Raw genomic sequence first — 23725 nt, 5'->3', positions numbered from 1 at the left:
CGTGCCGTGCTCCGGTGCCGACCCGCCGGAGCAGTCGGGCGGACACCCCCGGCCCGACAGTTGTCGCCGCCGCGGAAGCGGTGCGACCGTACAGGGAGACAGGACAGCCGTGGCACCACCTCAGGGACAGATGCGGCCCGGACGGCAGCTCGCCGTACTCGGCCTCATCTTCGTCGTCCTCTATCTTTTGGTGTTCTTCTCGGGCGGCGCCAGCGGTGGCTGGAAGGATCGGCTGGAGCCCCGGCTCGGCCTGGACCTCGTCGGCGGCACCCGGCTGACGCTCGAGGCCACGAACACCGTGGACGGCAAGCCTCCGACCGCCGACAACCTCGAGGAGGCCCGGCAGATCATCGAGAGCCGGGTCAACGCCTACGGCGTGGCCGAGGCCGAGGTGGTCACCGAGGGCAACCGCAACATCGTCATCTCCCTGCCCGGCCAGAACCGGGACCTGACCGACGTCGGTGAGGCCGCCGAGCTGCGCTTCCGCAAGGTGCTCAAGGCCACCGACGGCAGCGGCGCCGCGGCCGCTCCCGCGCCGGCGCCCAGCGCCACCCCGTCCGGGTCCGCCAGCCCGGCGCCCTCGGGCAGCGCGTCGCCCAAGGCGAGCGCCAGCCCCAAGGTGAGCGGGTCGCCGAGCGGCGGTGGCCAGGGCGGCATGGCTCCGGCGTCCCCCTCGGCCTCGCCGAGCGCCGCCGCGCCCAGCCCGAGCGCCAGTGGCGAGCCGGTGCCGCAGAGCATCGAGCAGCAGCGCAAGGCCGTCGAGCAGAAGGTCGGCGCGCCTGCCTGGGCCGCCGCCGCCGGCCTCCAGGCCCCGGCGGACCTGACCACCGACCCGTCGCTGGCCGACAAGCTCAAGCCGTTCGGCACGCTCTCCCCGCAGGAGGTCGCGGTCCTGCCGGTGGATATGCAGTTCAACGTCCCGACCGTCACCTGCGCCCAGCTCGACGCGCGGCCCGCGGCCTCGATCAAGGACCCGAAGCAGAAGGCGGTGGCCTGCGAATCCGGCGCGAAGTACCTGCTGGACGTGGCCAAGGTGGAGGGCACCGACGTCAAGAACGCCTCGGCCCAGCTCGACCAGACCAGCTCGTGGGTGGTCAGCCTGAACTTCAAGAGCGACGGCCAGGAGAAGTGGACCGCGCTGACCCGCGAGGCGTTCAACAACGAGGGCCAGGCCTGCGACCAGACCGCGCTCGGCCAGGACGGCAAGTGCCGCGTCGCCGTGGTGCTGGACAACGAGATCGTCTCGTCCCCGGAGATCCAGGGCGTGTTGACCGGTGACTCGCAGATCACCGGCAGCTTCGACAACAAGAGCGCCAATGCGCTCGCCAGCCAGCTGCGCTACGGCGCGCTGCCGGTCACGTTCGAGCCGCAGGAGCAGCAGAACGTCACCGCGACGCTCGGCGACAGCCACCTGAAGGCGGGTCTGCTGGCGGCCGGCATCGGCATGCTGCTGGTCATCATCTACTCGTTCTTCTACTACCGGCTGCTCGGCTCGGTCATCTTCCTGAGCCTGGTGCTCTCCGCGCTGCTGGTGTTCGGCGCGCTCGTGGTGCTCGGCCGGTCGATCGGCTTCACGCTCACGCTCGCCGGCATCGCCGGCATGATCGTGTCGCTGGGCGTCGCGGCGGACTCGTTCGTCATCTACTTCGAACGATTGAAGGACGAGATCCGGGAGGGCCGCAGTCCACGCAGCGCGGTGCCGCGCGCCTGGATCCGGGCCCGCCGGACGATCATCTCGGCGAACGCCATCACGCTGATGTCGGCGGTGGTGCTCTACATCGTGTCGGTCGGCGCGGTGAAGGGCTTCGCCTTCGCGCTCGGCCTGGCGACAGTGCTGGACCTGGTCGTCGTGTTCCTCTTCCGCCACCCGATCATGACGATGTTCGCCCGCACCAAGGCGTTCCTGTCGCCGCGGGTCAGCGGTCTGGGCCGGGCGCTCCCGGCCGCCCGGCCGGCCGAGCCGGGCACCGCCCGCAACCCGCGTGTGAAGGAGGCCTGAGATGGCTAAGAGCGGTCTGGCCGCCCGCCTCTACCGGGGCGAGGCGGATCTCAACATCGTCGGGCGCCGCAACGTGTGGTTCGGCGTGGCGGGCCTGCTCGTGCTCGTCGCCGTGCTCAGCTTCACGATCAGCGGGTTCAAGCTCGGCATCGAGTTCGCCGGCGGCAACTCGTTCCAGGTGCCGGCCAGCGTCGGCACGCTGGACCGGGCCGAGCAGGTGGTCGACGAGGTGCTGGCCGACGAGGCGCCCGGCGTCGAGGTGGTGAGCGCGCAGAAGGTCGGCGGCACCAGCGGCGAGTTCTACGAGATGCGCACCGGGCAGCTCTCCGCCGAGCAGGCCAACCAGGCCAAGGCCGCGATGGCGCAGGAGTTCGGCATCCAGACCGACCAGATCAGCGGCAGCCAGGTCTCCGAGGCGTGGGGCAGCCAGGTCACCTCGCGCGCCTTCCTCGGCCTGCTGATCTTCATCGCGGTCGTGTCGATCTACCTGGTGCTGCGCTTCGAGTGGCGGATGGCGGCCGCCGCCATCGTCTCGCTGCTGACCAACCTGGTCCTCACCGCGGGCATCTACTCGCTCATCGGCTTCGAGGTCACCCCGTCGACGATCATCGGCTTCCTCACGATCCTGGGCTTCGCGCTCTACGACGTGGTGGTGGTCTTCGACAAGGTGCAGGAGAACACGCGCGGCATCACCGCGAACAACAACCTCACCTACGGCGAGGCGTCCAACCTGGCGCTCAACCAGAGCCTCATGCGCTCGCTGAACACCTCGGTGGTGGCGCTGCTGCCGGTCGGCGGCCTGCTCTTCATCGGCGCCGGCCTGCTCGGGGCGGGCACGCTGAAGGACCTCGGCCTGGTGCTGTTCGTCGGTATGGCGGTGGCGTTCCTGACCTCGATCCTGCTGGCCACGCCGCTGCTGGTGCTGCTGAAGAACATGGACCCCCGGATCAGCGCGCACAACAAGCGGGTGCAGGCCCGCCGGGCCGCGCTCGCCCGCGGCGAGATCACGCCGAAGGGTCGGCCGGCCGCCGCGCCGGCCGCCGACGCGCCGATCGACCCGGAGGCGGCCGCACTGGCCGGCGCCGCGCCCAAGGTGGGCACCCGACCGGCCGGCAAGCGCCCCAGCGGCGCCCGCGGCGGTCGTCCCGCCGGTGGTGGTGGCAACCGGCCCGGCGGCAAGCGCCGCTGACCGTAGGACCGGACGGAATTGGCCCGACGGCGTCCGCATGCTGATGTCACGGCATGACGGACGCCGTCGTCGTTTCGAGAGGACATGGGACACACCGTGACGGAGACCCACACCGCAGGGATACGCGGAGACATCGGCCCGGACGTCGCCCAGCTCGTCGCCAGTCGGCTGCTGGACGTGCCGGACTTCCCCAAGCCGGGTGTCGTGTTCAAGGACCTGATGCCGCTGTTCGCCGACGGCGAGGCGTTCCGGGCGGTGATCGACAGCATCATCGCCTACCACGGACCGGACTCGTTCGACATCGTCGCCGGCATCGAGGCACGCGGGTTCGTGCTGGCCGCGGCGGTCGCGTACGCCACCGGGGTCGGCGTGGTGCCGGTGCGCAAGGCCGGCAAGCTGCCCCGGGCCACCCATTCGGCCTCCTACGCACTCGAGTACGGCGAGGCGACGCTGGAGGTGCACCAGGACGCCTTCACCGCCGGCCACCGGGTGCTGGTGCTCGACGACGTGCTCGCCACCGGCGGCACCGCCGAGGCGACGCTCGACCTCGTGGAACGCGCCGGCGGGACGGTGTCCGGGTTCACCGTGCTGCTGGAGCTGGGCTTCCTGGCGGGCCGTCAGCGGCTGGCATCGCGCCCGGTCCATGCCCTGTTGACCGTTTGACCAGGCAGGCCCGTCGGGGCGGTCGGCGCCGGCCGTCCGGGGGAGCGGTGGCGTACTCTGCGTGCGGGTAGCATTGCCCTTTGCCCGTCCCGGTCGAGCTGGCCGGGACGGCGAAGGCGTCGGGGCCCGGCCTCGGCGACCGCGTGGAACAACACCGGCCCTCGGGCCGGTTGAACCAGACGTCGGCCGGACGGCCGGCGCATCCCGGCGAGCGGTGAGGAGGCCGGTGTCCCACGATGTCGTCCCTCCGGTGGAGGGCACGGTGCACCCGACAGGTGACGCGGACGGCTCGGTGACCGAGCGCAGCGGCAACCCGCCGGCGCGGGCGACCGGCGCCACCGGCAGCGCGCCCGACGCGACCGCCGACGGCGGGGCGGTCGTGGTGCCGTTCCCGACCGAGGGCTCCACCGAGTCCACGGCCGGCAGCGGTTTCGCCCTCTCCAACGCGCCCACCGGCCGGCGGGTGCGCGCCCGGCTGGCCCGGTTCAACGCGCCCTGGCAGACCTCGCAGGTCAGCGAGGTGCTGGAGCCGCTGATCGCGACGCACCGCGAGAACCACCCCAAGGCCGACGCGCGGCTGCTCCAGCGCGCCTTCGACACGGCCGCGCGGTGGCACTCGGGGCAGTACCGCAAGTCCGGTGACCCCTACATCACGCACCCGCTGGCGGTGGCGACCATCCTGGCGAACCTGGGCATGGACACCACCACGCTGGTCGCGGCGCTGCTGCACGACACCATCGAGGACACGGAATACACGCTCGACGCGATGCGCGCCGACTTCGGTGGCGAGGTCACGCTGCTCGTCGACGGCGTCACCAAGCTCGACAAGGTCAAGCTCGGCGACGCGGCCAAGGCCGAGACGATCCGCAAGATGGTCGTGGCGATGGCGAAGGACCCGCGGGTCCTGGTGATCAAGCTGGCCGACCGGCTGCACAACATGCGGACGCTCACGTTCCTGCCGCGCCCGAAGCAGGAGCAGAAGGCCAAGGAGACGCTGGAGATCCTGGCTCCGCTGGCGCACCGCCTCGGTATGAACACGATCAAGTGGGAGCTGGAGGATCTCGCCTTCGGCACGCTGTTCCCGAAGCGGTTCGAGGAGATCAACCGGCTGATCGGGGAGCACCAGCCGCAGCGGGAGGCGTTGCTGCGCCAGGTGACCCAGAAGGTGTCCACCGACCTGAAGGCCGCCAAGATCAAGGCGGAGACGACCGGCCGGCCGAAGCACCTGTACTCGATCTACCAGAAGATGATCGTGCGGGGGCGCGACTTCAACGACATCTACGACCTGGTGGGTGTGCGGATCCTGGTCGACACGGTGCGCGACTGCTACGCAGCGCTGGGGGTCATCCACGCCAACTGGCAGCCGGTGCCGGGCCGGTTCAAGGACTACATCGCCATGCCCAAGTTCAACATGTACCAGTCGTTGCACACGACTGTCATCGGGCCCACCGGCAAGCCGGTGGAGATGCAGATCCGCACGTACGCGATGCACCGCACGGCCGAGTTCGGCATCGCCGCGCACTGGAAGTACAAGGAGCACAAGGGCACCCCGGTGGTGGGCCCGCCGGCGCACATCGACGAGATGACCTGGCTGCGGCAGCTGCTGGACTGGCAGCGCGAGGCGGCGGACCCGAGCGAGTTCCTGGACGCGCTGCGGTTCGACCTGTCCAGCCAGGAGGTGTACGTCTTCACCCCCAAGGGCGACGTCATCCCGCTGCCGACCGGGTCGACGCCGGTGGACTTCGCGTACGCGGTGCACACCGAGGTCGGGCACAAGTGCATCGGTGCGCGGGTCAACGGCAAGCTGGTGCCGCTGGAGTCGACGCTGTCGAACGGCGACGTGATCGAGATCTTCACGTCGAAGTCCGACACGGCCGGCCCCACGCAGGACTGGCTGGGCTTCGTCAAGAGCCCTCGCGCACGCACCAAGATCCGCCAGTACTTCAACAAGGAGCGGCGCGAGGAGGCGATCGAGGCCGGCAAGGACGCGATCGTCAAGGCGATGCGCAAGCAGGGCATGCCGTTGCAGCGGATGCTCACCTCGGACGCGCTGATGGCGATCGCCCGGGACCTGCACCTCGCCGACGTGGCGTCGTTGTACGCCGCGGTCGGCGACAGCCAGGTCTCCGCGCAGTCGGTGGTGCAGAAGCTGATGGCCTCCTACGGCGGCGAGGAGGGCGCGGCGGAGGACATCGCCGAGACCGCCGTCGCCACCCGGCCGCCGCGCAGCCGGCAGAGCAGCGCCGACCCGGGCGTGGTGGTCCGCGGCGTCAGCGACGTCTGGATCAAGCTGGCCCGCTGCTGCACGCCGGTGCCGCCGGACTCGGTCTTCGGGTTCGTCACCCGCTCCGGCGGGGTGAGCGTGCACCGGGACGACTGCGCCAACGCCGAGGACCTGCGTGCCCAGCCGGAGCGGGTGGTCGAGGTGAGCTGGAAGCTCACGTCGGCCTCGACGTTCCTGGTCGCCATCCAGGTCGAGGCGCTGGACCGGCACAAGCTGCTCGCCGACGTGACCCGGGTGCTGTCCGAGGAGCGGGTGAACATCCTGTCGGCGACAGTCACCACCACCCGGGACCGGGTGGCGGTGAGCCGCTTCAGCTTCGAGATGGCCGACCCGAAGCACCTGGGGCACCTGCTGGCCGCCGTCCGCAAGGTCGACGGCGTGTTCGACGCGTACCGGGTCACCTCGGGGGCCTGAGCCACCCACGACGCACGCGAAAGCGCCCGCCGGCTGGATCCGCAGCCGGCGGGCGCTTCGTCGTCGTGGGGTGCGGTCAGCCGCCCTGGATCGGGCTCATGGTCACCTTGGTCATGGTGATCTCCTTCTTCGGGTGGCCGCCGCCGGCCTGCTTGGCGAACGCGCCGTCGTCACCGGCCGCGGCGACCTGCTTCACCACGTCCATGCCGACGGTGATGGTGCCCAGCACCGTGTAGTTCGGGTCGAGCGGCGAGTCGCCGTACACGATGAAGAACTGGCTGCCGGTGCTGCCCGGCTGGTTGGACTTCGCCATCGCGATGACGCCCTCCGGGTACGGCGGGCGCTTGTCGGTGGGCAGGTTCTCCTCGGCCAGGTTGTACGACGGCCCGCCGATGCCGTCGGTGTCCCGCCAGCCCTTCCCGGTGGCGCTCGGGTCGCCGCACTGGAGCACCTTGATGCCCTCGGTAACCAGCCGGTGGCACTTGGTGTTGTTGTAGAAGCCCTTCTCCGTCAGATGCGTGAAGCTACCGGCGGTGCAGGGCACCTTGGCGCGGTCGATCTTGGCGGTGATCTGGCCCAGGTTGGTGTCGATGGTCAGCGTCTGGGTGCCCTTGCCCGCCTGCTGGGCCGGCGGCAGGCCGACGTCCTTGATCTGCGGCGGCCGGCCCTCCTTGGGCACCTCCGTGTACGCGCACTGCACGGAGCCCGCGCCGGTGGCGCCGCCCGCCTGCTGCTCGTCGTCGTCACCGCCGAGCGAGGTGGCCAGCCAGACCGTGCCGGCCACGACGAGCACAAGCACCGCGGCGGCTCCGACGATCGCCTGGGTCTGCCGGCGCTTACGGGCCCGGCCGGCCCGCTCCGCCATCTCCCGTTCGAGCTTGGCTCGCGCCGCCGCGCGCTGGCGGTCTCTGGTGGACGTCACGGTCACTCCTCACCTGCTGCGTATGGGTCGGCGCGCGCGCCGGATCATGTCTGACACCGCCGGCGGCCGCCGGATCGGCTTGTCGGGTCAGCCCGCGCTGGCGCTGGGCGACGGCGCGGGGCTGCCGGCCGGTGCCGCGCCGGGCTCGCCGACGGTCACGCTCTGGACCAGCACCTGCGTCTTCGGCTTGACCTTGGCGCCATTGCCATTGTCCACCGTCGGCAGGGCGCCGATCTTCTCCACCACGTCGAGGCCGCCGGTGACCTTGCCGACCACGGAGTAGGCCGGCTTGGCCGGGCTGGCGTCCTTGAAGAAGATCAGGAACTGGCTGCCGTTGCTGCCCGGCGGGTTGCCGACCATGGCGACCGTGCCCTTCGGGTACGCCGGGGGCTGCCCGGGCGCCGGGGAGGCCGACGGGTCGGGCTCCGGCGCGGTCGGGACGTTCTCGTCGTAGAACGAGTAGGTCGGGCCGCCGAGCCCGGTGCCCGTGGGGTCGCCGCAGCGCAGCGCGCCCTCGGCGGTGATCTCGTGGCAGGTGGTGTTGTCGAAGAACGACCGGCCGGCCAGGTAGCTCAGGCTCGCCGCGCCGCACGGCGCGTCGGTCTGGTCCAGCTCCACCGTGATCGGCCCACCCTGGTTGGTGGTGATCGTCATCGGGCGGGTGCCCGAGGTGGGCAGGCCAGTGGTGGGCGGCTGGCCGACGTCCTTGAGGTTGGTGTTGACGGCGCCGTCCTCGGCGGTCCAGAGGCAGACGTCCTCGGCGGCCTTCTTCTCCGGCTCGGAGTCGAACGCGCCGAGCGCCCAGGCGGAGCCGGCCACGATCAGCACGAGCACCACCGCGGCACCGACGCCGGCCCGGATCTGCCGGCGGCGCTTCGCGGCCGCCGCCCGCCGGGCGAGCTGCCGATCGAGTTTGGCGCGCGCCAGTTTGCGCTGCCGGTCCCTGCTGGAAGCCACGTGTGCTCCCCTTCCTCTGCCTGATCGCCGCCGGCGCCGGGCGCCGTCCGCCGTTCCGATCGGGGTGCGCCACGCCACACGCCCGCCAGAGTGTACGGGTAGCGACTGTGAATGTGGTGTACGAGGTCCCGCCGTCTCAGCCCGGCCGGGGCAGGCGGGGCCGGTGGCGGGCGCAACCCGCTCGCCGCTGCGACTAGGCTGCAGGGGGACGACGACCGGACGGAAAGGGGAGCGACGTGCTCGTGGCCGGCTTTCCCGCGGACGCCTTCGGCACCAACTGCTATGTGGTGGCGACCGGGCCGGGGGAGCAGTGCGTGGTGGTCGACCCCGGCATCGGGGTGCTCGACCAGCTCGACGCCGTGCTCGCCGAGCACCGCCTGCACCCGGCCGCCGTGCTGCTCACCCACGGCCACCTGGACCACACGTTCTCCGTCGCCCCGGTCTGTGGCGCGCGGGGCATCCCCGCCTACGTCCACCCGGACGACCGGGAACTGCTGGCCGACCCGAGCAAGGCGCTGTCGATGGACCTGACCCAGTTGTTCGGCGGCCGGCTGCCGTACGCCGAACCGGACGACGTGGCCGAGCTGACCGACGGCGCGACGCTGTCGCTCGCCGGGTTGGAGATCACCGTCGACCACGCTCCCGGCCATACCGGCGGGTCGGTGCTGTTCCGGTTGCCCGGCGCCGGCTCGCCCTGGGAGGCGGAGCAGATCTGCCTCTCCGGTGACGTGCTGTTCGCCGGCTCGATCGGCCGCACCGACCTGCCGGGCGGCAGCATGCCCCGGATGCTGTCCAGCCTGCGGGACAAGGTGCTCCCGCTGGCCGACGACACGGTCGTCCTGCCCGGCCACGGCCCCGCGACCACGATCGGCCGCGAGCGCGCGACAAACCCGTTCCTCGTCGAGGTGGCGGGCACCGGCGGCGCGCGCCCGGCCGCGCCCACCCGAGGCCTCTAGACCCTCGCCCGCGCCCGCGCGGGTTCTCAAGGAGTTCGTGATGAGCAAGCCCACGCCCATTTCCGGCTTCCCGGAGTGGACCACCGCCCAGCGGATGATCGAGCAGTTCGTTCTCGATCGCATCCGCGCCACGTTCGAGCTGTACGGCTTCGCGCCACTGGAGACCCGCTCGGTCGAGCCGCTGGATCAGTTGCTGCGGAAGGGGGATACCGCAAAGGAGGTCTACCTGCTGCGCCGGTTGCAGGCCGACGCCGACGGCCCGGCCGGTGACGACGCGCTCGGCCTGCACTTCGACCTGACCGTGCCGTTCGCGCGGTACGTGCTGGAGAACGCCGGCAAGCTGCAGTTCCCGTTCCGCCGCTACCAGATCCAGAAGGTCTGGCGGGGCGAGCGCCCGCAGGAGGGCCGGTACCGCGAGTTTCTCCAGGCCGACATCGACATCGTCGACCGGGACACGCTGCCGGCGCACTACGAGGCCGAGATGCCGCTGGTCATCGGCGACGCGCTGCGGTCGCTGCCGATCCCGCCGGTGCGCATCCAGGTCAACAACCGCAAGATCTGCGAGGGGTTCTACCGGGGCATCGGGCTGACGGACGCGGAGTCGGCGCTGCGTGCCGTGGACAAGCTCGACAAGATCGGTCCGACCGGGGTGACGGAGCTGCTGGCGAGCACCGCCGGGGCGAGCGAGGCACAGGCCAAGGCCGTGCTGTCGCTGGCCGAGATCTCCGCGCCGGACGCCTCCTTCGCCGACGCGGTGCGCGGCCTCGGGGTGAGCGACCCGCTGCTGGACGAGGGCGTCGCTGAGCTGACCGCGGTGGTGGAGACCGCGGCCGCGCACGCGCCCGGCCTCTGCGTGGCCGACCTGCGCATCGCGCGGGGCCTGGACTACTACACGGGTACGGTCTACGAGACGCAGATGCTCGGCTACGAGCGGTTCGGCTCGATCTGCTCCGGCGGCCGGTACGACAACCTGGCCAGCTCGGGCAACGTCCGGTTCCCCGGGGTGGGCATCTCGATCGGGGTGACCCGGCTGCTGGGCCTGCTGTTCGGCGCCGAGGCGCTGTCGGTGTCCCGTCCGGTGCCGACCTGCGTGCTGGTGGCGGTCACCGCCGAGGAGGGCCGGGCGGCCAGTGACGCGGTCGCGGCGGCGCTGCGCTCGCGCGGTGTGCCCACCGAGGTGTCCCCGTCGGCGGCCAAGTTCGGCAAGCAGATCCGGTACGCCGAGCGGCGCGGCATCCCGTACGTCTGGTTCCCCGGCGCGGACGGTGACGAGGTCAAGGACATCCGTTCCGGCGAGCAGGTGCCGGCCTCGGCGGGGGAGTGGACGCCGCCCCGGGCGGACCTGAAGCCGCTGGTCGGCCCGGCCGGCACTGGCGTCTGAAGACGTTTCGACCTACGGTGGCGTAAGTTACGCCACCGTAGGGAGAACGTCGTGACCGTGCTCAGCCAGACCGCTCTGCTCACCGAACTCGAGCCGGTGGTCGAGAAGAACCTCGACCGCCACCTGTCGCTGGCCAAGGAGTGGTTCCCGCACGAGTACGTGCCGTGGAGCGAGGGCCGCACCTTCGACGGCCCGCTGGGTGGCGAGGCGTGGTCGCCGGAGGACTCGACGCTGCCCGAGGTGGCGCGGACCGCGCTGATCGTCAACCTGCTCACCGAGGACAACCTGCCCTCGTACCACCACGAGATCGCCACGCTGTTCGGGCGCGACGGCGCGTGGGGCACCTGGGTGCACCGGTGGACCGCCGAGGAGGGCCGGCACGGCACCGCGATCCGTGACTACCTCACGGTGACCCGGGCGGTGGACCCGGTGGCGCTGGAGCGGGCCCGCATGGTGCACATGTCGGCGGGCTACCAGAACGCGCACGACCAGGAGATGCTGCACTCGCTGGCGTACGTGTCGTTCCAGGAGCTGGCGACGCGCATCTCGCACCGCAACACCGGCCGGGCCACCGGCGACCCGACGTGCGAGGCGCTGCTGGCCCGGGTGGCCGCGGACGAGAACCTGCACATGGTCTTCTACCGCAACCTGCTCGGCGCCGCGTTCGAGCTGGCCCCGTCGCAGGCCATGCGCGCGGTCGCCGACGTGCTGGCCGACTTCCAGATGCCGGGCGTGGGCATCGACGGCTTCGCCCGCAAGTCGGTGGCGATCGCGCTGGCCGGCATCTACGACCTGCGCCAGCACCGCGACGACGTGGTGATGCCCGTGTTGCGGCAGTGGAACCTGTTCGAGGTGACCGGCCTGAACGCCGACGGCGAGGCCGCCCGGGACGAGATCGCCGCCCACCTGGACACCCTGGAGACCCAGGCGTCCCGCTTCGAGGAGAGGCGCGCGGCCAGGGCCACTCGCCTGCTTGTGCGCTAGCCCCACCCCGCTCCTCCCCGCCCGAAGCGAGCTACCGAGAATCCTCGGGATGGCGTGGCGGAGCATGCCCGCCCCTGGTGCCTCGGTGGTCAATGCACACGCGTTTCGACGTGCTCAATACGGCTCGTCGGATCGAAGCCGCAGCTAGGCACACATTTTCTGCAGCCGATAAACGCAGGTCGTAAATCGGTTGACATCGCGGGCAGGGTGATGATGGCCGATCAGAGATGGTCATGCATCTATCTATCTGATAACGTTCTGCTCAACGCACGAGGTCGTCAAAATGACGACCTCGTGTGCCGGAACCTGCCGACGAGAAAGGTGCTCCCTATGCGACGAGGGGTAAAGCGAGCGATCACTGCGGTGGCAGCCACGGGGCTTGCTCTGGCGGCTATTCCCGGCACGCCCGCCTTCGCCATCTCGAAGGTGTCATGCACTAGTTCTACCGTGGACATCATTACGGCTCTGAACTATCACCACTGCTACAGTGGCGCGGGTAAGGTATACACGACCATCAACAGTGTGGTTCGTATCAAGGCCGGGAGCAACACGGCTTTCGTAACGCTCTCGAACGGCGACGTAATCTTCTACAACCCCGGTGAGTCCACGAGTTTCGCAGCCCCCGGCAGGACTATTACGGCGGTCCAGATCGTCTAGTCGCGATGCGCTGACTCGCCGTGGTGCGTTGTTTTTCAGTGCGCCCAGACCGGAGCTTGGCGGGCACCCTGAATGAAGGCTGGTAATGCCAGCAGCAAGCCCTGAGCGCCCTAGTGGGCGTTCAGGGCTTGCTTCATTGCCTTGGCGGAAAATTGTTCCGTATCGGATGCGCACCCTGGTCGTGCTCTGCCCGATCTTCGACGGCGTGCGCCGTTGAAGGCGTACGGGCCTTCCGCGCTCGGCGTTGACCAGTGCTCGGCTGGGGTGGGCGCCACCTGGCCGACCCGGAGGGCTCGCTGCTGGGCGTGCGCACCGCGGCTGCGGCGGCGAGGTCCGGTCGGCTCGCGCTGCGCCGAGGGGTGCGAGGTTGCCGAGCCGCGCGGAGTGCCGGGGTCCACCCCCGCGACCCTGAACCGGCTCTGACAGATGGTGTCGATGTTGTTGCTTCGGCGTTACATCGCGCGCGGGTGCGAATCCGGGCAAAGGTATGTCTTGTTTATGATCTTAAATGTGTGAATACTTTGGGCATCCGGGAGGTTTCCCCAGGTCACCCGGGTTGTCCTCGGGCGCGCCCCCATGACAGCGCCCGTTCACCCCCATTCGGAGGTTGTTACATGCGACCCACGAGGTCCACGCTCCGCCGCGCCGCCGCAGTCGCCGTCGCCGGCACCCTGGTCACCGGCTCGCTGCTCGGCGCACCCGCGCAGGCCGCCCCCACGGCCCTCTCGCCGGACGCCGCCGCCACCCTCGTCGAGAAGCTCGGTGCCCGCGCGGCCGGCACGTACGCCGACGCCAGCGGCAAGATGATCGTCACGGTGACCGACACCGCGACCGCCCGCCAGGTGCGCGACGCCGGCGCCATCCCGAAGATCGTGGCGCGCGGCGCGGACAAGCTCAACGCCGCCACCAGCGAGCTGGAGCGCTCCGCCAAGATCCCCGGCACCGCCTGGTGGACCGACCCGGCCACGAACCAGGTCGTCGTCTCCGTCGACAGCACCGTCACCGGCGCCAAGCTGGAGCGGGTCAAGGCCGCCGCCGCCCGTCACAACGGCGCGATCCGCATCGAGGCCGAGGCCGGCACGCTCAGCACCCGGATCTCCGGCGGCCAGGCGATCTACGCCAGCGGCGGCCGGTGCTCGCTCGGCTTCAACGTGCGCAGCGGTTCGACGTACTACTTCCTCACCGCCGGGCACTGCACCAACATCGGCTCGACCTGGTACTCCAACTCCAGCCGCACCACCGTGCTCGGCACCCGGACCGGCACCAGCTTCCCGGGCAACGACTACGGCATCGTCCGGCACAGCAACTCGGCCAACGCGGCCGGCAACGTCTCGCTCTACAACGGCAGCTTCCAGGACATCACCTCGGCCGGCAACGCGTACGTCGGCCAGTCCGTCCGCCGTTCCGGCAGCACCACCGGCCTGCGCAGCGGCAGCGTCAGCGCGCTCAACGCGACCGTGAACTACGCCGAGGGCAGCGTCTCCGGCCTCATCCGCACCAACGTCTGCGCCGAGCCGGGCGACAGCGGCGGCTCGCTGTTCGCCGGCACCGTCGCGCTGGGCCTCACCTCCGGCGGCAGCGGCAACTGCTCCTCCGGCGGCACGACCTACTTCCAGCCGGTCACCGAGGCGCTCAGCCGCTACGGCGTGAGCGTCTTCTGATCCACGCACTCCCACGAACGGGCCGTCGGGTGACCGGCGGCCCGTTCCGCGTACCCGTCTCAGGTGCCCGCGCCGAGGCGGCCCGGACCGAGCGGCGGGCCGTCCGGCCGGGGCGGCTCCGACGGCCGGGCCGTCCAGTGCCGGTGGGCCCGCCGCGCGGACAGCACCGCCGCCAGCGGCCAGAGCGTCACCGCGAGCGCGGCCACCCGCCCGGCCAGCCCGGTCCGGGAGCCGCCCGTCACCTCCGCCGCCGACCAGCCGAACAACGCCAGCAGCACCGCCGTCACGGCCAGCGCCACCGGCCGGCGGAACGCCCACGGCGGCCGGCCCGCCGGGGAGGCGGCCACCTCGCGCGGCACCCTGCGGGGCAGGCGCAGCGCCGTGCCGGCCGGCCAGAGCGCCAGCGCGAGCACCGCCACAGTGGCCACCACCCCGTGCGCCGGGGAGCCGCCCACCTGCGGCCGGGGGAACGCGATGAGCGCCACCGTGGCCACCCCGCCGACCGCGAGCAGGAAGCGGCTGGGCAGCCCGGCGGCGTGCAGCGCGGCGGCGGTGGCGCAGTAGCAGCAGCCGAGCAGCACCAGCGCGCCGCCCATCAGCCACGGATCGGTCGCGCCCTCGCCGGCCAGCTCGCTGATCGTGTCCCGCACCGGGTCGTACCCCGGCCCCTGGCGGGCACCCGCCACCGTCCAGCCCGCCACCAGCAGCGCGGGCGCGGCGGCCGCGGTGGCCACGGCCCAGCTCGGTACGGCACGCACCCGGCCACGGTAAACCGCCGGACCCGGCCCGCACCGCGCTTTCGCCACGCACCCGGGGCGGCCCGGCTCGACGGGTGCCGGGGAGCGGGCCCGCCCGTCCTGACAGAATGCGGGGGAGCAGTGAGTGGACCAGATTGAGGAGACGCCAGCCGTGATCCGTACCCACAATGCCGGAAGCCTGCGCGCCGCGGACGCCGGCTCGACGGTGACGCTCGCCGGGTGGGTGGCCCGCCGGCGCGACCACGGCGGTGTCATCTTCGTCGACCTGCGTGACGCCTCCGGCGTGGTGCAGGTGGTCTTCCGCGAGGAGGACGCGCACGCGCTGCGCAACGAGTTCTGCGTCAAGGTCACCGGCGAGGTGACCCGCCGTCCGGAGGGCAACGAGAATCCGGACCTGCCCACCGGCGAGGTCGAGGTGACCGCGTCCGCGCTGGAGGTGCTCTCCGAGGCCGCGCCGCTGCCGCTGCCGGTGGACGACCAGATCGAGGCCGGTGACGACATCCGGCTCAAGTACCGCTACCTGGACCTGCGGCGGGGCGGCCCGGCCAAGGCCATGCGGCTGCGCTCGCGGGCCAACCAGATCGCCCGGGGCGTGCTGCACGAGCGCGACTTCCTGGAGATCGAGACGCCGACGCTGACCCGCTCCACCCCGGAGGGCGCCCGCGACTTCCTGGTGCCGGTGCGGCTCCAGCCGGGCAGCTGGTACGCGTTGCCGCAGTCGCCGCAGCTGTTCAAGCAGCTGCTGATGGTCGGCGGCATGGAGCGGTACTACCAGATCGCCCGCTGCTACCGCGACGAGGACTTCCGCGCCGACCGGCAGCCGGAGTTCACCCAGCTCGACATCGAGATGTCGTTCGTCACCGAGGACGACGTGATCGACCTCGGCGAGGCGATCGTCTCGGCGCTGTGGAAGGACCTCGCCGGCTACGAGATCGCCCGGCCGATCCCGCGCATCACCTGGCACGACGCCATGTCCCGCTACGGCTCGGACAAGCCGGACCTGCGCTACGGCGTGGAGCTGACCGAGCTGACCGACTACCTGCGCGGCACCGAGTTCCGGGTGTTCGCCGGCGCGATCGACGCGGGCGGCTACGTGGGCGCGGTGGTCATGCCCGGCGGCGCGGCGCAGACCCGCAAGGAACTGGACGGCTGGCAGGACTGGGCCAAGGCGCGCGGCGCGCGCGGCCTGGCGTACGTGGTGCTGGACGCGGAGACCGGCGAGGCGCGCGGCCCGGTGGCGAAGAACCTGTCCGAGGCGCACCTGTCCGGCCTGGCCGACGCGGTCGGCGCGAAGCCCGGCGACGCGATCTTCTTCGCCGCCAGCACCGACACCCGCGAGGCGCAGGAGCTGCTCGGCGCGGCCCGGATCGAAATCGCCAAGCGGGCGAACCTGGTCGACGAGAGCGCCTGGGCGTTCTGCTGGGTGGTCGACGCGCCGATGTTCGAGAAGACGGACGACGGCGGCTGGACCGCCGTGCACCACCCGTTCACGTCGCCGAACGCCGAGTGGGTGGACCGGTTCGAGTCCGCGCCGGACCGCGCGCTGGCCTACGCGTACGACATCGTCTGCAACGGCAACGAGATCGGCGGAGGCTCGATCCGTATCCACCGGGGCGACGTGCAGCAGCGGGTGTTCGACCTGCTCGGCATCACCGCCGACGAGGCGCAGGACAAGTTCGGCTTCCTGCTGGAGGCGTTCAAGTACGGCGCCCCGCCGCACGGCGGCATCGCGTTCGGCTGGGACCGGGTCTGCATGCTGCTGGCCGGCGCGGACTCGATCCGCGAGGTCATCGCGTTCCCGAAGACCCGCGGCGGCTTCGACCCGCTGACCGGCGCGCCCACCCCGATCACCGGGCAGCAGCGCGCCGAGGCCGGCATCGACGCCAAGCCGAAGGCACCGGCGGGTCCGCACGCCGGCACCGCCGGCCCGGCCGCCCCGGTGGCCGACCCGACCTGATCGTCGCGTGCCGGAAAGGCCCGCGTCATGATGACGCGGGCCTTTCCGATGTTCAGGGGGAGCGATGAGACTGCTCGTGGTGGGTGCCAGCGGCCTGCTCGGCGCCGAGGTGTGTCGGCAGGCGGTCGCCGCCGGGCACCGGGTGGCCGGCACGTACCACCGCGCCGCCGTCGCGGTGCCCGGCGTCGCGCCGCACCGGCTCGACGTGACCGACCGCGCCGCCGTGCGTGAGCTGCTGACCCGGGTACGCCCCGACGCGGTCGTCGCCACCCCCTACCGGTACGACGACTGGGCGGTCACCGCGGACGGGGCGGCTCACATCGCGGTCGCCGCCGCCGAGGTGGGCGCCCGGCTGGTGCACCTGTCCAGCGACGCGCTGCACGCCGGGCGTTCCACGCCGTACGCGGACGAGGACGTGCCCACGCCGCTGTACCCGTACGGGGCGGCGAAGGCGGCGGCGGAGACGGCCGTGCGGGCGGTCGATCCGGGCGCGGTGCTGGTGCGGACCTCGCTGATCGTGGGGGAGGGCAGCAAGCAGATCCAGCTGTGCCGGGAGGCGCTGGCCGGGCGAGCCACGTTGTTCACCGACGAGCTGCGCTGCCCGGTGCACGTGGCCGACCTCGCCGCCGCGGTGCTGGAGCTGGTGCCGGGCGACTATGCCGGGCTGCTCAACGTGGCCGGGCCGGACGCGGTGAGCCGGGCCGAGCTCGGGCTGCTGGTGGCCCGGCACGACGGCGTGGACGCGGGCGGGCTGCGGACGACCACGATCGCCGCCGCAGGACTGCACCGCCCGGGTGAGGTGGTGCTGGACCCCACCCGCGCCGCCGGGCTGCTGCGGACCCGCCTGCGCGGGATCACCGAGCTGTACGGCTAGTTGCACAGATTCTTTGCAAGCACCTTGTGCATGGAAAGTGTGCACAGATATTGTGCATCCCATGGAGGAGAAGACGGAGCGCACCGTACACATCGACCACCGCCAGGTTCGTGCCCTGGCCCAACCGCTGCGCATGCGGCTGGTCGGGGCGCTGCGCGTGGGCGGCCCGGCCACCGCCACCGCCCTCGCCGAGGCGCTCGGCACCAACAGCGGCGCTACCAGCTACCACCTGCGCCAACTCGCCGAAGTGGGCCTCGTGGTGGAGGACCCGAGCCTCGGCACCGGCCGCCAGCGCTACTGGCGGGCCGCGCACGACGTCACCAACTGGGAATCCAGCGACTTCGACGACGACCCCGACGCGCGGGCGGCCATCGAGTGGATCGAGGCGGACTACGTCCGCTTCTTCGCCCAGCACGCCGAACGCTGGTTCGACCAGCGGCACCGGTGGTCGCCGGCCTGGCGTGACGCGTTCGGCATGGGTGACTTCTTCATGCGGATTCCGGTCGACCGCCTCAAGGCGATCCAGGAGGAGGTCTTCGCGGTCTTCGAGCGGCACCGCGACGCCACCGACCCCGACGACCCCGACGCCGAGACGGTCCAGCTCTACCTTGCTGCCCTGCCGATGGACGCGGCCTACCCACGGTCCACCCCGCCGCCTGCCGAGGAGAAGCCGTGACCACGCTGTCCGTACGTCAGATCCGGTCCCGCTACCTCACGCTGTACGGCCTGCGCTGGCTACCCAGCGGCCTGCTCATGCCGGTGATGATCCTGCTGATGCAGGAGCGCGGGCTCACGCTGTCCCAGATCGGCCTGGTCGCCACCGCGCAGGGCCTCGTTGTGCTGGCGCTGGAGCTGCCCGCCGGCGGCTTCGCCGACGCGCTCGGCCGCAAACCGGTGCTGCTGGTCGCCTGGGTGCTCGGCCTGGGCTCGCTGGCGCTGATGGCGGTGGCCGACTCGTTCTGGATGTTCTTCCTGGTCTGGGCGTTGCAGGGCGTCTACCGGGCGCTCGACAGCGGCCCGATGGAATCCTGGTACGTGGACGCCACGCTCGCCGTCGACCCGAAGGCCGAGTACGAGCGCGGCCTCGGCTGGGCCGGCACCGTGGTCGGCGTCGCCATCGGCACCGGCGCCCTGCTCAGCGGCGGCCTGGTCGCGCTCGGCCCGGTCGGGCCGGTCAGCGCGCTGGCCCTGCCGGTGATCGTCGCCGCCGTGCTCCAAGCCGTCTCCATCGTGGCGCTGCTGGCGCTGATGGCCGAGCAGCGGCCCGCGTCCGGCCCGGCCGCGCTGCGCGCCTCGGTGGTCGACGCGCCCCGGATGGTCGGGCAGGCCCTCGGGCTGCTGCGCCGCAACCGGGTGCTGGCGGCCCTGGTCGCCGTCGAGCTGTTCTGGGGCTTCGGCATGGTCACGTTCGAGTCGCTGCTGCCGGTGCGCCTCGCCGAGGTGCTCGACGACCCGGACCGCGCCGCGGCGCTGCTCGGCCCCGCCGGCACCGCGGCCTGGCTCGCCAACGCCGCCGGCGCCGCGCTCACCCCGTTCCTGCTGCGCCGCCTCGGCGCCGCCCCGGCCGCCGCGCTGATGCGGATCCTGCAGGGCGTGACGGTGGTCGGCATGGGCCTGCTGGCCGGGCCGGTCGGCATCCTCATCGCGTACCTGGCCTGCTACACCGTGCACGGCGCGTCGAACCCACTGCACATGGGACTGCTGCACCGGCAGGTCGACGGCCCGTACCGGACCAGCGTGCTCTCGCTCAACTCGATGGCCGGCCAGCCGGCCGCCGCGCTCGGCGCGGTCACGCTGACCGCGCTGGCCGACGCCACGAGCATCGGTGTCGCCATGATCGTCGGCGGGGTCGTGCTCGCCGTGGCCGCGCCGCTCTACCTGCCGGCCTGGCGCGCCGCCCGCCGAACCCCGCCGGACGCCACTGTGGAGCAGGAGGCTGCGGAGCCGGAGACGACCGGTGGCGGCCCCGGTCACGCCGGCCTGGCCGCCGCGCCGGCCGGCCCGTCCCTCGACACCGCCGCGGCTGCCCCCGCCGGCCGCGAATGAGCCCTGCCGCCCGCACCCGGCCCGAGCCGCCGGTTGCGGGCGGCCGGTTGCGGTCGACCGGAGCGGGAGCTCAGACTCCCGGTGGCCCCGTTCAGTGGAACGTCGTGGGTGTCTCGGCCGTCGCGATCAGGCGAGCCGGATGGAGGTGCGGCGTTCGGTGGCGGTGAAGCGCGGCGGCGGGCCGGTGGTCCACAGCAGGTCCCACCCGATCAGCCGGGCCACCGGAAGTCGCGCGGCCACCTCGCCCGGATCGGCGTGGGGCAGGTTGATCGACTGGCCGGCCCGCAGCGTCCCGTCCGCCCGCTGGGCGGCGAAGACGTCCAGCGCCGGGCCGGGGGCGCCGACCGCGCCGCCGGCCGGCCACTCGCCCGGCGGGAGCAGCCATCCGACCGCGCCGCCGCGCCGCCATCCGCGCACGGCCTGGTCGTGCCGGAGCGTGTGCCGGGCGTACGCGTGGTGGCCGGTCGCGGCGAGCAGCGCATCCCGCCCGGTCAGCGCCTCGTCGACCGTGATCATCCCGCCAGCCTACGAGCACAGGGGTCGGCGCCGGAGGTCGAGCCAACACCCGTTCCACCGTGGAGATTGACGAGCAGACCGATTGGGTACATCCGTCGCCGACCTGCTGGAACCCCCACCGGAGGAACGACATGCTCGCCATTCTCGCGGCCATCGTATTCGGCTTCGCGCTGCTGCTCGACTTCATGAACACCGACCTCGGCGCGCCCGATCTGTTCAGCACCTCGACCCTCATGCTCATCGGCTTCCTGCTGCTCTCGCTCTACCTGGCCGGGGTCGGCTCCGGCCCGCGCGGCGGCGGTGGCGGCCGGTGGTACCGGGGCCGGCGGCCGGGTCGCGGCTGACCGGAAAAGACCACCCGGGCCGGGCCGGCGGCGCGATTCCGGCGCCGTCGGCCCGGCCCGGTACTGTTCTCGTGATGGAATCGGACGCCCTCTTCACCCTCGGCGAGCCGGCCGGCGCACCCGCGGGCGCGGGCGGAGCCGACGGCTTCACCGACGCCCGGGCGGATTCGCCCCTGCCGGTGCGGATGCGGCCGGCCGGCATCGATGAGCTGGTCGGGCAGGAGCACCTGCTCGCGCCCGGGGCGCCGCTGCGCCAGCTGGTCGAGGGCGCGGCGCCGATGTCGGTGATCCTCTGGGGGCCGCCGGGCAGCGGTAAGACCACCATCGCCCACCTCGTGGCCCGGGCCACCGACCGGCGGTTCGTGGCGATGTCCGCGCTGAGCGCGGGCGTGAAGGACGTCCGCGCCGTGATCGACACCGCCCGGCGCCAACGCCGTTCCGGCGGCCCGCCGACAGTGCTGTTCATCGACGAGGTGCACCGGTTCAGCAAGACCCAGCAGGACTCGCTTCTCGCCGCCGTCGAGGACCGTACGGTCACGCTGCTGGCGGCGACCACCGAGAACCCGTACTTCTCGGTCATCTCGCCGTTGCTGTCACGCTGCGTGCTGCTCACCCTTCACGCGCTCGACGACGACGACGTACGTGGGCTGCTGCGCCGCGCGGTGGCCGACGAGCGCGGGCTCGGCGGCGCGCTGGTGCTGGCCGAGGAGGCGGAGGACCACCTGGTCCGGCTCGCCGGGGGCGACGTGCGCAAGGCGCTCACCGCGCTGGAGGCGGCGGCGGCCACCGCGACCGCGCTGGGTACCGGCCGGATCGACCTGGCCGTGGCCGAGCAGGCGGTCGACGTGGCGGCCGTGCGCTACGACCGGGACGGCGACGCGCACTACGACGTGACGAGCGCGTTCATCAAGAGCCTGCGCGGCTCGGACGTGGACGCGGCACTGCACTGGCTGGCCCGGATGCTGGTGGCCGGGGAGGACGCCCGGTTCATCGCCCGCCGGCTGGTGATCTTCGCCAGTGAGGACGTCGGCATGGCCGATCCCACCGCCCTGACAGTGGCCACCGCCACCGCACACGCGGTCGAGTACGTGGGCCTGCCGGAGGCGCGGCTCAACCTGTCCCAGGCGGTCATCCACCTGGCCACCGCGCCGAAGTCCAACTCGGCCACCACCGCGATCGGCGCCGCCGTCGCCGACGTACGCGCGGGTCGCGGAGGCCCGGTGCCACGTGGGCTGCGCGACGCCCACTACTCCGGCGCGCGCGGCCTCGGCCACGGCGCCGGCTACCGCTACCCGCACGACGACCACCGGGGGGTGGTCACCCAGCAGTACGCTCCGGACGACCTCGTCGGAACCGACTACTACCAGCCCAGCGGGCACGGTGCGGAGCGGGCGGTGGCCACCCGGCTGCCGCTGCTGCGCCGGATCGTGCGCGGGCTGCCGGCTCCGGCGACCCGGGCGGAGGCCGGCGCCCCGGCCGCCGCAAACGGGGCCCGGGTGGGGGACGGCGAGCAGGCCAGCGGGGCGAGTGAGGGCGGCAGCGACGCCGCCGAGGGGGGTCAGTAGTGATGGCGCGTGGTCCGGAGCGGCCGGCGGACGGCCCCGACGAGCGGCGCGACCCGCGGGGCAAGGGCCGCCGGTGGGGACGTGGCCGACCCGAGCCCGAGTTGGACCCGACCGTCGTCGGCGAGGAACTCGGCTGGATCGACGACCTGCGCACCGCCAAGCAGCAGGGCGGTGAACTCGGGCCGGACGGCGATCTCGCCGCACCGCGCCCCGGCGCCGACCCGTCGCGGCCCGGCCCGGCCCGGCCGGCCGCCCCCGGCCCGGGCCCCGGCATGCCGCCGCCCGCCGGCCGCACGGCCCCGCGGCCCCCGGCTCCGGGCGCACCGCCGCTCTCGACCGGTCAGCCGGTGCCGCCTCCGTCGGCAGCCCCGCCCGGTGCGCCGCCGGCCGCCGCGCCCCAGGTTCCGGGCCGGCCCGTACCGCCCCCGGCCGTCGCACCGCAGACCCCGGGCCGTGCCCGGCCGAGCGGGCCCGTCCCGGGCGACCGAACCGACCCGACGATGCCCCCCGCGACCGGCCGTTCCGGCCCGGCGGCGCCCCTGGCCGCGGGCCGTCCCGGCGCCGCCGTGCCGCCGACCCCCGGACGGCCGGGCGTGGACTCGCCCGCGTCCCCGGGCCGGCCCGGCACGGGCCCGCCCCCGGCCGGGCGTCCGGTCGGGGACCCGTCGTCGGGGGTCCGCCCACCGGCGGTGGACGCGCCCTCCGGCGGTGGTCGGCGCGGTCCGGAGACGCCCGGCGATGGCCGGCCCGGTCCACGTCCCCCGGTCATGCGCCGCCCCGACGGGCCCGGTCCGGCCGCGCCGCCGGTGCGACCCGCCGGCCCCGAGACGGGCGCCCCGCGCCGGGCCGCCGACGGTCCCTGGCCCGGCGGCCCCCAAACCGCCACCCCGCGCCGCCCCGTCGACGGTCCCTGGCCCGGCGTGCCCGAGGCGCCCCGTCCGCCGGATGCGCCGTACCGCCGCCGCGCGGACGGACCGACCGGCCAGCAGCCGCCGGTCGCCGGCGACCGTGTCCCACCCGGCCCGCCGCCGTCCGGCCGGGTGCCCGCCGACCTGGGCCGGCCGCCCGCCGACGGCGACCCCCGCGTACCGCCGACCCCCCGCGGCCGGCACGGCGCCGCCGGGCCGGAGGGCCCGCACCCGGCCGGAGGCGATCCGACAATCCCGCCGGCCCCGGTCGGACGACGAGCCCGACCAGACGACACCGCCGGCATCCAGCCGGTCTCCGGTGGGGCCCGCCGGGCCCGTACCGACGATGTTCCGCCCGGCACCCGGCCGGTCTCCGGCGCGGGCCGCCGCGCCGCGCCGGACGGCGGCGTGCCCGGCGGTCCGGCCGGTCGAGCCGTTCCGGACGCCGCTCCGGTCTCCGGAGGCGGGCGACGCGCGCGGCGTGAGGAGCCCACCGCCGGTCACCACGTGCCCGGATCCGCGGCGGTACCCGCGCCGGGTGCCGGCCGGCGGGCCGCCCAGGACCAAGCCCCGGTCGTGCCGCGCAGCGGAAACGCGCCGGACCTGCCGGGCGCGCCGGTGTCCGGCGGCCCGACGACCGGCCCGACCCCGTCCGCCGTCCGTCGTGGCACGCCCGGCGGCCGGAGCGCC

18 protein-coding genes are annotated in these 23725 nt (G+C 73.0%); 14 read left to right on the top strand and 4 right to left on the bottom strand.

What is annotated here, in order from left to right:
- Nucleotides 1-109 precede the first annotated feature (109 nt).
- The 4 genes from secD (at nt 110) to ACFYO8_RS07420 (ending at nt 6549) form a co-directional block, all read left to right on the top strand.
- Nucleotides 110-1999, top strand: coding sequence for a protein translocase subunit SecD (secD, locus tag ACFYO8_RS07435; RefSeq protein WP_354866992.1), 1890 nt, complete (start codon nt 110-112; stop codon nt 1997-1999).
- A 1-nt stretch (nt 2000) separates the two neighbouring features.
- Entirely contained in the window at nt 2001-3188 is a 1188-nt protein-coding gene (gene secF / locus ACFYO8_RS07430) for a protein translocase subunit SecF (protein ID WP_354866990.1), read from the top strand.
- Between the two features lie 96 nt (nt 3189-3284).
- On the top strand, nt 3285-3851 hold the full coding sequence (locus ACFYO8_RS07425; RefSeq protein WP_354866988.1) for an adenine phosphoribosyltransferase: 567 nt from the start codon (nt 3285-3287) through the stop codon (nt 3849-3851).
- Between the two features lie 250 nt (nt 3852-4101).
- The gene (locus ACFYO8_RS07420; RefSeq protein WP_355096401.1) at nt 4102-6549 is read left to right on the top strand and encodes a bifunctional (p)ppGpp synthetase/guanosine-3',5'-bis(diphosphate) 3'-pyrophosphohydrolase; all 2448 of its coding nucleotides are present in this window, start codon (nt 4102-4104) and stop codon (nt 6547-6549) included.
- A 76-nt stretch (nt 6550-6625) separates the two neighbouring features.
- Here the strand turns inward: ACFYO8_RS07420 and ACFYO8_RS07415 are convergent, their stop codons facing one another.
- Both ACFYO8_RS07415 and ACFYO8_RS07410 read right to left on the bottom strand, forming a co-directional pair.
- Nucleotides 6626-7471, bottom strand: coding sequence for a peptidylprolyl isomerase (locus ACFYO8_RS07415; protein ID WP_355096399.1), 846 nt, complete (start codon nt 7469-7471; stop codon nt 6626-6628).
- 87 nt (nt 7472-7558) lie between these two features.
- A complete protein-coding gene (locus ACFYO8_RS07410; RefSeq protein WP_387189131.1) occupies nt 7559-8428 on the bottom strand; it encodes a peptidylprolyl isomerase in 870 nt (289 codons plus the stop codon).
- Between the two features lie 236 nt (nt 8429-8664).
- Here ACFYO8_RS07410 and ACFYO8_RS07405 point away from each other — a divergent pair, with 236 nt between their 5' ends.
- The 4 genes from ACFYO8_RS07405 (at nt 8665) to ACFYO8_RS07390 (ending at nt 14067) form a co-directional block, all read left to right on the top strand.
- Nucleotides 8665-9384: an MBL fold metallo-hydrolase gene (locus ACFYO8_RS07405; protein ID WP_357386529.1), complete on the top strand. Its 720-nt coding sequence runs from the start codon at nt 8665-8667 to the stop codon at nt 9382-9384.
- A 40-nt stretch (nt 9385-9424) separates the two neighbouring features.
- On the top strand, nt 9425-10765 hold the full coding sequence (gene hisS, locus ACFYO8_RS07400) for a histidine--tRNA ligase (RefSeq protein ID WP_357477714.1): 1341 nt from the start codon (nt 9425-9427) through the stop codon (nt 10763-10765).
- A 51-nt stretch (nt 10766-10816) separates the two neighbouring features.
- A complete protein-coding gene (locus tag ACFYO8_RS07395) occupies nt 10817-11749 on the top strand; it encodes an acyl-ACP desaturase (protein WP_357477717.1) in 933 nt (310 codons plus the stop codon).
- A 1271-nt stretch (nt 11750-13020) separates the two neighbouring features.
- A complete protein-coding gene (locus ACFYO8_RS07390; RefSeq protein WP_357477720.1) occupies nt 13021-14067 on the top strand; it encodes an alpha-lytic protease prodomain-containing protein in 1047 nt (348 codons plus the stop codon).
- A gap of 59 nt (nt 14068-14126) precedes the next feature.
- Here ACFYO8_RS07390 and ACFYO8_RS07385 read toward each other — a convergent pair whose 3' ends face one another.
- Nucleotides 14127-14825, bottom strand: a complete 699-nt coding sequence (locus tag ACFYO8_RS07385; protein WP_387189132.1) for a DUF998 domain-containing protein — start codon at nt 14823-14825, stop codon at nt 14127-14129.
- Between the two features lie 151 nt (nt 14826-14976).
- Between ACFYO8_RS07385 and aspS the strand changes: the two genes are divergently transcribed.
- The 4 genes from aspS to ACFYO8_RS07365 all read left to right on the top strand — a co-directional run bounded on the left by aspS (nt 14977) and on the right by ACFYO8_RS07365 (nt 19702).
- Nucleotides 14977-16782 (top strand): aspartate--tRNA ligase, encoded by a 1806-nt coding sequence (gene aspS / locus ACFYO8_RS07380; protein WP_387256920.1) that lies wholly within the window; start codon nt 14977-14979, stop codon nt 16780-16782.
- A 64-nt stretch (nt 16783-16846) separates the two neighbouring features.
- Nucleotides 16847-17656: a sugar nucleotide-binding protein gene (locus ACFYO8_RS07375; protein WP_355095476.1), complete on the top strand. Its 810-nt coding sequence runs from the start codon at nt 16847-16849 to the stop codon at nt 17654-17656.
- A gap of 61 nt (nt 17657-17717) precedes the next feature.
- Entirely contained in the window at nt 17718-18332 is a 615-nt protein-coding gene (locus ACFYO8_RS07370; RefSeq protein ID WP_354866972.1) for a helix-turn-helix domain-containing protein, read from the top strand.
- Nucleotides 18329-19702, top strand: a complete 1374-nt coding sequence (locus ACFYO8_RS07365; protein WP_387256866.1) for an MFS transporter — start codon at nt 18329-18331, stop codon at nt 19700-19702. Before ACFYO8_RS07370 ends, ACFYO8_RS07365 begins: the two co-directional genes overlap by 4 nt.
- 126 nt (nt 19703-19828) lie before the next feature.
- On the opposite strand, the gene ACFYO8_RS07360 is transcribed toward ACFYO8_RS07365, so the two are convergent.
- Nucleotides 19829-20218: a hypothetical protein gene (locus ACFYO8_RS07360; RefSeq protein ID WP_354866969.1), complete on the bottom strand. Its 390-nt coding sequence runs from the start codon at nt 20216-20218 to the stop codon at nt 19829-19831.
- A gap of 131 nt (nt 20219-20349) precedes the next feature.
- Here ACFYO8_RS07360 and ACFYO8_RS07355 point away from each other — a divergent pair, with 131 nt between their 5' ends.
- Together ACFYO8_RS07355 and ACFYO8_RS07350 are read left to right on the top strand one after the other, a co-directional pair.
- Nucleotides 20350-20562, top strand: coding sequence for a hypothetical protein (locus ACFYO8_RS07355; protein WP_018785054.1), 213 nt, complete (start codon nt 20350-20352; stop codon nt 20560-20562).
- A gap of 74 nt (nt 20563-20636) precedes the next feature.
- On the top strand, nt 20637-22127 hold the full coding sequence (locus tag ACFYO8_RS07350) for a replication-associated recombination protein A (RefSeq protein WP_354866967.1): 1491 nt from the start codon (nt 20637-20639) through the stop codon (nt 22125-22127).
- Nucleotides 22128-23725: the final 1598 nt, after the last annotated feature.

Source organism: Micromonospora sp. NPDC005257, from assembly GCF_042872445.1.
Classification (GTDB): Bacteria; Actinomycetota; Actinomycetes; order Mycobacteriales; family Micromonosporaceae; genus Micromonospora.
Note: the sequence above shows the minus strand (reverse complement) of the source record. Positions and strands in the feature narration are given on the sequence as shown.